The sequence below is a fragment of the Vibrio hepatarius genome (assembly GCF_001274785.1).
Lineage (GTDB): Bacteria > Pseudomonadota > Gammaproteobacteria > Enterobacterales > Vibrionaceae > Vibrio > Vibrio hepatarius.
Window position 1 is genome coordinate 256,571 of record NZ_LHPI01000003.1, and the last position, 10,538, is coordinate 267,108.

General features: G+C 45.0%; 7 protein-coding genes, 1 tRNA gene and 1 riboswitch. Of the genes, 3 read left to right on the plus strand and 5 right to left on the minus strand.

The genetic code is table 11. The features are described 5' to 3' along the window. Window positions 1–79 precede the first annotated feature (79 nt). Complete coding sequence (moaA, locus tag AKJ31_RS06455) at window positions 80–1,069, minus strand: GTP 3',8-cyclase MoaA (RefSeq protein WP_053408282.1); 990 nt, start codon at window positions 1,067–1,069, stop codon at window positions 80–82. Continuing rightward, window positions 1,058–1,191, minus strand: a riboswitch (molybdenum cofactor riboswitch). (Overlaps the previous gene by 12 nt.) Window positions 1,192–1,374: 183 nt before the next feature. On the opposite strand from moaA, the gene AKJ31_RS06460 reads away from it, so the two are divergent. Then, the gene (locus tag AKJ31_RS06460) at window positions 1,375–2,277 is read left to right on the plus strand and encodes a YvcK family protein (RefSeq protein ID WP_053408283.1); all 903 of its coding nucleotides are present in this window, start codon (window positions 1,375–1,377) and stop codon (window positions 2,275–2,277) included. 12 nt (window positions 2,278–2,289) lie between these two features. Here AKJ31_RS06460 and luxU read toward each other — a convergent pair whose 3' ends face one another. The 3 genes from luxU to uvrB form a co-directional block, all read right to left on the minus strand. Then, on the minus strand, window positions 2,290–2,634 hold the full coding sequence (gene luxU, locus AKJ31_RS06465; protein WP_053408284.1) for a quorum-sensing phosphorelay protein LuxU: 345 nt from the start codon (window positions 2,632–2,634) through the stop codon (window positions 2,290–2,292). Between the two features lie 3 nt (window positions 2,635–2,637). Continuing rightward, on the minus strand, window positions 2,638–4,029 hold the full coding sequence (gene luxO, locus AKJ31_RS06470) for a quorum-sensing sigma-54 dependent transcriptional regulator LuxO (protein ID WP_053408285.1): 1,392 nt from the start codon (window positions 4,027–4,029) through the stop codon (window positions 2,638–2,640). 270 nt (window positions 4,030–4,299) lie between these two features. Then, window positions 4,300–6,330 (minus strand): excinuclease ABC subunit UvrB, encoded by a 2,031-nt coding sequence (gene uvrB / locus AKJ31_RS06475; protein ID WP_053408286.1) that lies wholly within the window; start codon window positions 6,328–6,330, stop codon window positions 4,300–4,302. Window positions 6,331–6,878: 548 nt separating this feature from the next. On the opposite strand from uvrB, the gene AKJ31_RS06480 reads away from it, so the two are divergent. Together AKJ31_RS06480 and AKJ31_RS06485 are read left to right on the plus strand one after the other, a co-directional pair. Further along, a tRNA-Asn gene (locus tag AKJ31_RS06480) sits at window positions 6,879–6,954 on the plus strand. Between the two features lie 406 nt (window positions 6,955–7,360). Beyond that, window positions 7,361–9,160: an FG-GAP repeat protein gene (locus tag AKJ31_RS06485; protein ID WP_083439963.1), complete on the plus strand. Its 1,800-nt coding sequence runs from the start codon at window positions 7,361–7,363 to the stop codon at window positions 9,158–9,160. Window positions 9,161–9,226: 66 nt separating this feature from the next. On the opposite strand, the gene AKJ31_RS06490 is transcribed toward AKJ31_RS06485, so the two are convergent. Beyond that, window positions 9,227–10,537, minus strand: a complete 1,311-nt coding sequence (locus AKJ31_RS06490; RefSeq protein ID WP_083439964.1) for a BatD family protein — start codon at window positions 10,535–10,537, stop codon at window positions 9,227–9,229. Between the last annotated feature and the right edge of the window lies 1 nt (window position 10,538).

Here is a 10,538-nt window from a genome sequence, read left to right on the forward strand (position 1 = left end):
CACCTACCTACTTCAAATAGTTTGCTTTTGCCGAGCCAGAGCTTGGCGAAATTAATGTGTATTGTTTGCTTGGCCGCTACTAACCGCCGATTGACGCAAGATGTGGCGTCATACCGGAGTTGCCATCATGAAGAAAGTGACTGACAGATTTGGTTTGTAGTTGCTCTTGAATTCTTTGGATTAATGCGGCTTCTTGCGTGTCTTGCTGTAGCAAATCACGCAACTCTACGCCGTGGTCGCCGAACAGACACAAGTGCAGCTTACCCGTCGCAGAAACGCGCAGGCGATTACAGCTTTCACAGAAGTCTTTTTCGTACGGCATGATCAGGCCGATCTCACCTTGATAATCTGGATGGACGAAAACCTGCGCTGGGCCATCGTTGTTGGCTTTCACTTTTAACAGCCAACCGTTGGCAATCAACTGATTACGGATACCAACGCCAGAGACATGGTGCTTCTGGAACAGCTCATCCATCTCACCGGTTTGCATAAGTTCGATAAAACGCAGTTGTATAGGTCGGTCTTTAATCCAGTTGAGAAAAGCGGGCAGTTCGTGAGAGTTCAGATCTTTCATCAAAACCACATTCACTTTGACCTGCTCGTAGCCCACTTCAAACGCGCGGTCGATACCCGACATGACTTGAGAGAATTTATTCTCACCGGTAATTTGGTGGAACATTCTTGGGTCTAGGCTATCCACACTCACGTTGATATGCGTTAAGCCTGCTTGCTTCCAGTCCGCGACTTGTTTTTCCATACGGTAGCCGTTGGTTGTCGTCGCCACTTTGTTGATGCCGTTGGTTTCGGCAACGGTGTGGATGATATCGGTAAAGTCTTTACGCAAGCTCGGCTCGCCGCCAGTAATGCGCACTTTTGACGTGCCACAATCTGCGAATGCACGGACTACGCGTTTAATTTCTGGAAGCGATAAAAAGGACGAGTTTTTCTGCCCCGAAGGCTTATAGCCATCAGGCAAGCAGTAAGTACATTTAAAGTTACAAACATCTGTAACGGAAAGACGCAAGTAATAAAACTTGCGATGGAATCTATCTTCGAATTGTTGCGCCACGGAACACCTTTCCAAACACGGGAGGCACAATCATTTCCAACTATGCCCTTGTGACAACTTGTCACTGGCTCAGCAAGCTTATTCATTCGAACTTAGCTGGGTGAGCTCGGAGTTATGGCAATCGCCTCAAGTACAAATAACTTTAAAAGACGACAGCTGATACATAAAATACTTAATAATTGTGCGTGCTTCTACCCTAAACGTCAAAAAAACATACTTGAAGCCCAAAATACCCCCTACTGAGTATCCGATATGAATGTAATGCTCTAAATTGTGGTTAGTTTTGAAAAAATAAGAAGATATTAATGACTCTCTACTCATCAAAACGGGTCGTCGCGATTGGCGGTGGCCACGGTCTTGGCCGAATGCTTGCGGCGCTAAAAGACTTCGGTAATAACGCCACTGGCATTGTCGCCACAACAGATAACGGGGGCTCGACGGGTCGAATTCGTAACTGTCAGGGTGGCATTGCTTGGGGCGATACCCGCAACTGTATCAACCAGCTCATTACCGAGCCATCCATTAGCTCGATGATGTTCGAATACCGCTTTAAAGGCTCAGGTGAACTCGACGGTCATAACCTCGGCAACTTGATGCTAACAGCGCTGGATAACCTATCGGTCCGTCCGTTAGATGCAACCAATCTAATTCGCAACATGCTCAAAGTGGACGTCAATATCATCCCGATGTCGGAGCACCCTTCCGACTTACGCGCTCTGGCACCAGACGGTAAATGGGTTACGGGCGAAACCAGTGTTGACGAAATGCCTGACAAGTTGGTGCGTTTGGACCTAGAGCCTGAAGTGCCTGCGACCAAAGAAGGTGTGATGGCGATTGAGCAAGCGGATGCGATTATATTAGGTCCAGGTAGCTTCTTAACCAGTATTATGCCGCCACTGCTTTTGCCGGAAATAGGTCGAGCGATTGCCAATAACCACAAAGCGCAACTGATTTTCGTGGAGAACTTATCTCCCGAATTTGGGCCTGCGGGCAAAATGACACTTCAGGAAAAGTTGGAGTGGTGTGAACGTTCGTGCCGAGGCAGAAGAATTGATGTAGTTCTGGGCGACGAGCCTCACCCAGAACTTGCTGAATGGAATTGTGTGACAACCCCGCTGGCATCACCAAACCGTGATTGGCGACACGACCGCGCTAAACTGCAACACGCCATCGAATCACTACTTTGTGACGAAATACAATCGCAGTAAGCCGTTCAGTTGTTACTGCGATTGATATATCTGCTGATAACGTTGCTTGGTTTCACCGAGCAACGTTAACATCTTGCTGCGAATCGAATCGGTATCAAACTCTCCGCCGGATTTCGCTGCTGCATCGATTTCAATCGCATAGGCACATAAAGATTCAGCGCCAAAACTGGCGGCACTGCTTTTCAGGGCGTGGCTGATTTCTTTCAAATAACGGGCAACGTCAAAGCTCTCTTCTTGGCTTAGCGTTTCGATGTATTGAGCCAGCTCACCTAAAAAGATTTCAAGCAAAACCGGCACATTTTCCTGACCAATCTCATTCGCTAACCTGTCGATTTTACTCTGGTTTAATACTTCCATGATTTACTGGGTTTCCTTCGCATTCCAAGTTTGTAGTTTGCGGTAGATCGTCGAAGGACTGACATCCAAATAACCGGCGGCTTTTGGAATGTTGCCATCACACGCTTTGATCGCTTGCTCTATCGCTTTTTTCTCAGTTAACCAAAGTGGAAAAATATCGTGAACTGACGGCTCCAGCGTTTCAGTAAACTCAACACGAATTTGGTTATCCAGAGGCTTATTCAGCGGCGGGGGTAACATGTTCAAGGTAATTTCTTTACCGTTGTTCAGCACCACAACGTTTCTCAGTACGTTTTGCAACTGACGGACGTTACCCGGCCATTCATAATCGGAAAATCTTTCTACCACCTCTGGTGATAGTCTTACAAAGTCCTTACCCTCTTCTTTCGACATAAAGCCCAATAATGAATAAGCAATTTCAACTATGTCTTCGCCGCGCTCACGTAATGGTGGCAAATGCAGAGGGATCACATACAAACGATAGTACAAATCTTCCCGAAAGCGCCCTTCTTCAACTTCTTTCCATGGGTCTCGGTTGGTTGCACACACAAATCGCACATCGACGCTCTTCATTTTTGACGAGCCAACTTTCTGGAAAGTACCCGTCTGAATAAAGCGTAGGAGCTTGGTTTGCAAGTCTAGGTCCATTTCACACAATTCATCTAAGAATAGTGTGCCGCCGTCCGCGAGCTCTGCCGCACCTTGTCTGTCGGTTGCTGCACCAGTAAATGCCCCTTTGACGTGACCAAACAGCTCACTTTCAATTAAATCTTTCGGAATTGCTGCGCAGTTGATCGCGATAAAAGGTTTGTCGCCACGCTTACTGGTCGCGTGAATCGCTTCTGCACACACCTCTTTACCCGTACCACTCTCGCCGGTAATAAAAATACTGGCTTTACTCGACGCTGCCGAGTCAATGGTGCGATAAACCGCCTGCATGGTTTGGCTACTGCCGATGAAGCCTTGATAACCTTGGTTTGGATTATCCGCTTCATTCTTAAGTTTATTCGCCTTACGTAGCGCGTTGTTGACCGTAACACGCAGCCGGTCCGCTTCACACGGTTTAATCAAAAAGTCTTGTGCGCCGTGACGCATTGCTTCAACCGCGGTATCAATCGAGCCGTGCGCGGTCATAAAGATGACCGGAACATCCGGGTTTTTCTGTTTCACTGCATAAAGCACGTCCATACCCGTCATATCAGGCAGACGTAAATCAAGCAGGATCAAATCAGGAGTACGAAAGTTTAAACTTTCAATTGCGTCACGCCCCGTACCGACAATATTGATGTCGATTTGAAGCGGAGTCAGGTAAGAGCGATACAGTGCCGCGACCGACGCCGTATCTTCAACCATAAGCAGATATTTTGCTTTGGGATCATTAGTATTATTTTGCATAGCCTAGCCGTTTATTGCGATTGCAATTTGTATAAATGATTGCATTAGGCTTTGCATTTTGCAAATAAAAACCGATTTAAAGGCAGCTTTTGATTGTTATTTAAGCAAAAATCCAACAAAAATTAATTGGCACGGTATCTGCTTTAGTAAGGTTGACCCTAATGGGTCACCTAGCCAACTGACGTTGTTAGTGAACTTAAGTATTCACAAATGACAGCCAATAGATAAATTTCTATTGGCTATTTTTTTGCCTAAAATTCAGCTTAACGATCAGCTATTTACAATAAACTGCTGGCGCAACTTATCAATCTCATCGCGTTTTTCTGCCGCCAATTCAAACTCAAGGTCTTGAGCGTGTTGGTACATCTGAGTTTCAAGTTTACTGATTTCTTTTTCGAGCTGCTGAGGTGTCATCACTTCATAACTTTGCGAAGGTTCAGCCACTTTAGACAATGGCACTTGCTTATTACCACGCTGTCTCTTCGCTTTAGTAATGTCACCGAGTTCCATAATGTCTTTGACGTTACGTTTCAGCGCTTGAGGCTCAATCCCCATCTCCTCGTTGTAGGCTTGTTGCTTCTCACGTCGGCGGTTGGTTTCATCCATCGCTTTCTTCATCGATTTAGTAATCGAATCTGCGTAGAGAATCGCTTTACCCTCAACATTTCGCGCCGCACGACCGATTGTCTGAATCAATGAACGCTCCGAACGTAGGAAACCTTCTTTGTCCGCATCCAGAATCGCCACCAGCGACACTTCTGGCATATCCAAACCTTCTCGAAGTAAGTTGATCCCAACCAATACGTCAAATTCACCTAAACGTAAGTCGCGAATGATTTCGACACGCTCAACAGTATCAATGTCTGAGTGTAAATAACGCACTTTGACATCGTGTTCTGTTAGATAATCAGTGAGATCCTCAGCCATTCGTTTGGTCAAGGTCGTCACCAAGACACGTTCGTCTTTCGCCGCGCGGATGCGAATTTCGGAGAGTAAGTCATCAACCTGAGTCGCGACTGGACGTACTTCTAATTCTGGATCAAGCAGACCCGTCGGACGCACCACCTGATCGGCAATTTGGTCAGCCGATTTTTCCAGTTCGTAATTACCCGGTGTCGCCGAAACGAAGATGGTTTGTGGCGCCAGCGATTCAAATTCTTCAAATTTCAGTGGACGGTTATCCAGCGCTGAAGGGAGACGGAAACCGAACTCGACCAAGGTTTCTTTTCTCGAGCGGTCACCTTTATACATCGCACCAATTTGCGGAACGGTCACGTGTGACTCATCAATGATCAGCAAACCGTCGTGTGGCAAGTAGTCAAATAACGTCGGTGGCGGCTCCCCCTCGTTTCGACCACTGAGGTAGCGCGAGTAGTTTTCGATCCCTGAACAGAAACCGAGTTCGTTCATCATCTCGATATCGAATTGTGTACGCTGGCTGATGCGTTGCTCTTCTAACAGTTTGTTGTTTTCGAGCAAATAAGTTTTGCGTACTTCTAGCTCAGCCTTAATGTGTTCAATTGCATCAAGAATGCGCTCACGCGGAGTAACATAGTGCGTTTTCGGGTAAATGGTATAACGAGGCAAATCACGCTGTTTAACCGCACCGGTCAACGGGTCAAATACACTGATGCAGTCAATTTCATCGTCGAACATTTCAATACGTACGGCATCTTGATCGGATTCTGCTGGGAAGATATCAATGACTTCACCACGAACACGAAACTGACCGCGTTCAAACGCAACTTCATTTCGGCTATATTGCAGCTCAGCAAGACGACGTAAAATATCGCGCTGATCCATCACGTCACCACGACGGATATGCAGCATCATTTGCAAATACGCTTGTGGATCACCCAGACCATAAATCGCAGACACCGACGCCACGATGATCGCATCTTTTCGCTCTAGCAGCGCTTTGGTTGCCGATAAACGCATCTGCTCGATATGAGCGTTAACCGACGCGTCTTTCTCAATAAAAGTGTCTGTGGTAGGAACGTAGGCTTCTGGCTGATAATAGTCATAGTAAGAGACGAAATACTCAACCGCATTGTTAGGGAAAAACGACTTCATCTCTCCATAAAGCTGCGCTGCCAGAGTTTTATTTGGTGCTAATAAGATTGCCGGACGTTGCGCTTTAGCAATCACGTTGGCGAGGGTAAAGGTTTTACCCGAACCTGTCACACCAAGTAATGTTTGATGAGCCAAACCTGAATCTAAGCCATCTAGAAGCTGATTAATCGCGGTTGGCTGGTCACCAGACGGTTGGTAATCTGATACTAAGTCATACACTTTGTTCATGCACAGCCTCAATCTTAGTGAAATTCGTTTTTGATATTGTGACTGTATATATATACATACACAATAGCTAAGGAAAAAATAAACGCCTGTTTTGCGAAAATTGCTCAACTATAGCTAGATCCTCAAAATCAATCCTGATATTATCTTTCGCCCTACTAGAGATCTACTCTGAAAATCTCATCTTTTTAGCTAACAGCTTATACACAAAATCCCGTATTTTTCAGACTTATCAAACTTTCCATCCTGAAATCATCACGATTATATTAACAACAATTTTGTACAAAACTCACCACTATACAGCTACTTATAAAGCGTTATCTATTGATAGAATTTAGTGTAAACAATCTAAAATTCGCGCTAAATGTAATTGCTCAAGTTTAATTAACACACTTATCCACAATTTTAGTGGATAACTATGTACAGACTATATCCGGTAAGGGATACAAAAAAGTAAAGTAATTTATCTTTAAAAAAATGCTTTTTTTCATCGACATAAGTATTGACACTTTTTGGCACCATCGCTAATATTCGCCTCGCTTAAACGCAATTCCCCCTTAGTTCAGTTGGTAGAACGGCGGACTGTTAATCCGTATGTCGCAGGTTCGAGTCCCGCAGGGGGAGCCAAATTCAGAAAAAGCCGTATCGAAAGATACGGCTTTTTTGTTTTTACCTACCAACATAAAGACCAAGGCTTCATTAAGCAGATCTGCTGGCGACACGAATGCCCCCAAACAAACTCCCCTGCCCCGAAGAGCCAAACACTTTTGTTCACACAAAATCGATTAAAAACCTTGGTCAGCTCGCATAAATGCAATCTAACACTTATGAACCAGTAGACACATACAGTGCTAGTTCTATGATTATTTATGAATCAATTAATTAAAGTCAGTGTTCACGATTAGGTAAAGTAAATACGCTTTGAAAACTACAGCTTGTGCGTGAGCTCATCGTTATTATTCCGCACTTTCCCCCTAAATAACTATCAAGACGCTCTGAGAATTTCATCGCACTGCCAAACTAATAGGAAGTCATGATGATGTTTACACTTTCTGCAACACTAAGAGCCATTCTACTGCTATCGCCCACCCTAACACTCTATGGGTGTGGAGACGCACGCGATTTATCTGCAAAGGAAATATCTTCAGCAAGCTCATCACCTCAACCTTTTAACTTGTTATCAATTGAAGTAAGCGATAGCGGCATCGCCACATTTGACTGGGATGATTCAAGCGGTGCCAGTGAGTACATTATCTGCAAAAAAAATGATTCACAGAATAACGAATGTGAAGAATTACTTACTGTTACCTCTGGTACAACAGGAACGGTCAACATTGGTAGTATTTTAGAAACAGCCGTATCTGAGTATTTTATTTTGGCTAAAAACGAAGAGTTAGTCACCTTATCCAATAAACGATCAATCGAGTCATCTGAGCTAGCTAATCTGATTACTTACGTTAAAGCGTCAAATACTAATAGCAGCGACAACTTTGGGAATTCTATTTCGCTATCTGCTGATGGGAACACACTTGCTGTAGGTGCAGATAGGGAAGACAGCAATTCAACGTCACTCAACGGTGATCAAGCCAATGATGACGCTACAACTTCTGGGGCCGTTTATTTATTCCGGTACAAGAGCAACCAATGGTCACAACAGGCCTATATTAAAGCACCAAATGCCGAAGCTTCTGATACTTTTGGTAGCTCAGTTTCGTTATCTTCCGATGGCAACACTCTCGTGGTAGGCGCACAAGGTGAAGAAGGCGGTGTGCCTGGAATCAACGGAGACCCAACAGACAACTCTATTCCTAATGCTGGTGCTGCTTACATTTTTACCTTTGATGGTACGGACTGGAATCATCAAACTTACGTTAAAGCCTCTAACCCGGGTGATGGCGACCATTTTGGTATTGCAGTCGCACTCTCACCAGACGGGAGTACTCTAGCAGTCGGAGCTGACGGGGAAAGCAGTGACCTGAATGGCACCTACGCCCTTTCTCCAGTAGACAACGACCTTTACTCTGATGCGGGGGCGGTTTATTTATTCCGCTACAATGGCAGTAACTGGATACAAGAAGCTTATATCAAAGCCTCAAATACAGAGAGCAGCGATCGCTTTGGTAGCAGCCTATCACTTTCTCATAACGGCAACACCTTAGCAGTAGGGGCAAAGGATGAAGACAGCGCTGCGACTGGCGTGAATGGTGATCAATTCAATAATGATTCGTTCTCTTCAGGAGCGGTTTATTTATTCCGCTTCGATGGGAGTAATTGGATACAACAGGCCTATATAAAGGCTTCAGACACCAGTAGCTCAGGATATTTTGGGGCATCTGTTTCACTTTCTTCAAATGGAAATTTGTTAGGTGTAGGTGGGTATGGTCAAAATAGTCGTAATGGTGCTGCCTATGTGTATCAATTTGATGGCAGTGATTGGTCAGAGCAAGCCTACCTTACTGCATCAAATGCCGAGTCATTCGATTATTTCGGTAATTCTGTTGCGCTATCTCCAGAAGGCAACTCACTTTTAGTTGGTGCTTTTAGTGAAGGAAGCAACTCAATTGGTGTGAATGGAGAACAGACCGACAATTCAGCAGGCTCCTCAGGAGCTGCCTATTTGTTTCGCTTTGATGGTTCTCTATGGAAGCAAGAGTTCTATATTAAACCTTCTAATACAGAATCTCTTGATAGATTTGGGCTTTCTGTTTCATTGTCGTCTAACGGTAGTAGATTTGCGATAAGTACAGAGAGAGAAAGCAGCAGCGCAACAGGTATTAATGGTGATCAAAGCGATAACTCTGCATCCAGCTCTGGCGCGGTTTATATCTACTAATTTAGCCTGAATAAGCTGGAGAATAGTTGTTTAATAAGGCAATACGTTAATCAAATAAAGTTAATATCAACGACGTTTTCCCGTTAATTCGAGTAACGCTGGTTTAATACCGATAACAAACTTAGATGACTTTTTATTCCTGATTTTACGCCACAATGACTTCACTAATCTAATATTCTCTTCACCCTGTTGGATACGGGTACTCTCTTTTTGCCATTGTTGACTGTTATCTACTTTGGTCATTTCTAACTGCGAAGTATGGGTACGTGTTTGTCGATACAACAACGTACGTACCTCGCTCCAACGCTTGGCTTTAACAAGACGATTGAAAGTTAACCAAGCTGGAGCTGGCCGTTTTCGGTAGTAACGCTTAATGGCAATCGTTGCTGCAGCCATAAGGGCGAACACGATGCCAGCGGCCATCAACCACGAAGAATAGGCTTTGAGAAATGACGCGAGCGTGTGTTTCGCGTGGAAGCGTTGTCCATGCACCACAACGGTTTCAAGCTGATTGCGCTTGCTGTTCCACCATTGGAACTCAATATCCGGGAACGTAACATCTCCGCCTTGTTGAATCACATACACACTCTGTTCGGTTCGGGTCGATTGATAATCGCCACGCGTTTGCGTATCCGACAACTGATGTGGTTGCGTATAAGCGTGGTATTGCTGGGTAGACTGACCTGAGAGCAGGTTTGGCAACAATACCGACAAGCTATCTTGCGCACTCACTGTTACGGTTCGTGTAATCGTATCACCGACTTTCAGTTGTTCCTGCGAAGTCTGCCACTGCTGCTCTACTTCTACATTTGAAGCAACAAACCACGGAGTTTGATCACTAATCAAGCCAGTTGGCAGAGCAGCGTCAAATTGCAGTGGAGGCGTGTATAAAGTACCCGCAACATTAGAACCATCGGGCGCAGAAACTTTTACCCAAACCGGAACAGGTGGAATCACAAAACTCCCCGAAGCTTGTGGGTAAAGCGTCACTTCCCAACGCTGACGAGACCAAGTCTGGTCGCGTTTGCGATCGGTAAAGTTAGTGGCTAACTGGTTACGCTGCTTGGCAATTAAGTTCGCTACATCAATCGCACCGATACGGGTGCCACCCGTAAACCAACGAGGCGTCGCGACTTCGATGTTCAAAATCACTTGTTGGTTTACGCTCACGTGCGCTGCACCACTGTCCTCTTGCTGGCCGATCCAAGCCGTGATTTCAACATCATGGTTGCGCTGCAATTGGTCAATATCCAACTCTGCTGCAAAGCCATTGAACGGCATCAACAAGACCAGTGCCACTAAAAAACCAATAGTAATCAGTTGGTTAGATTGATGTAACGAGTAATGGTTTTGAATCAACTTCCTTTGAATCAACATA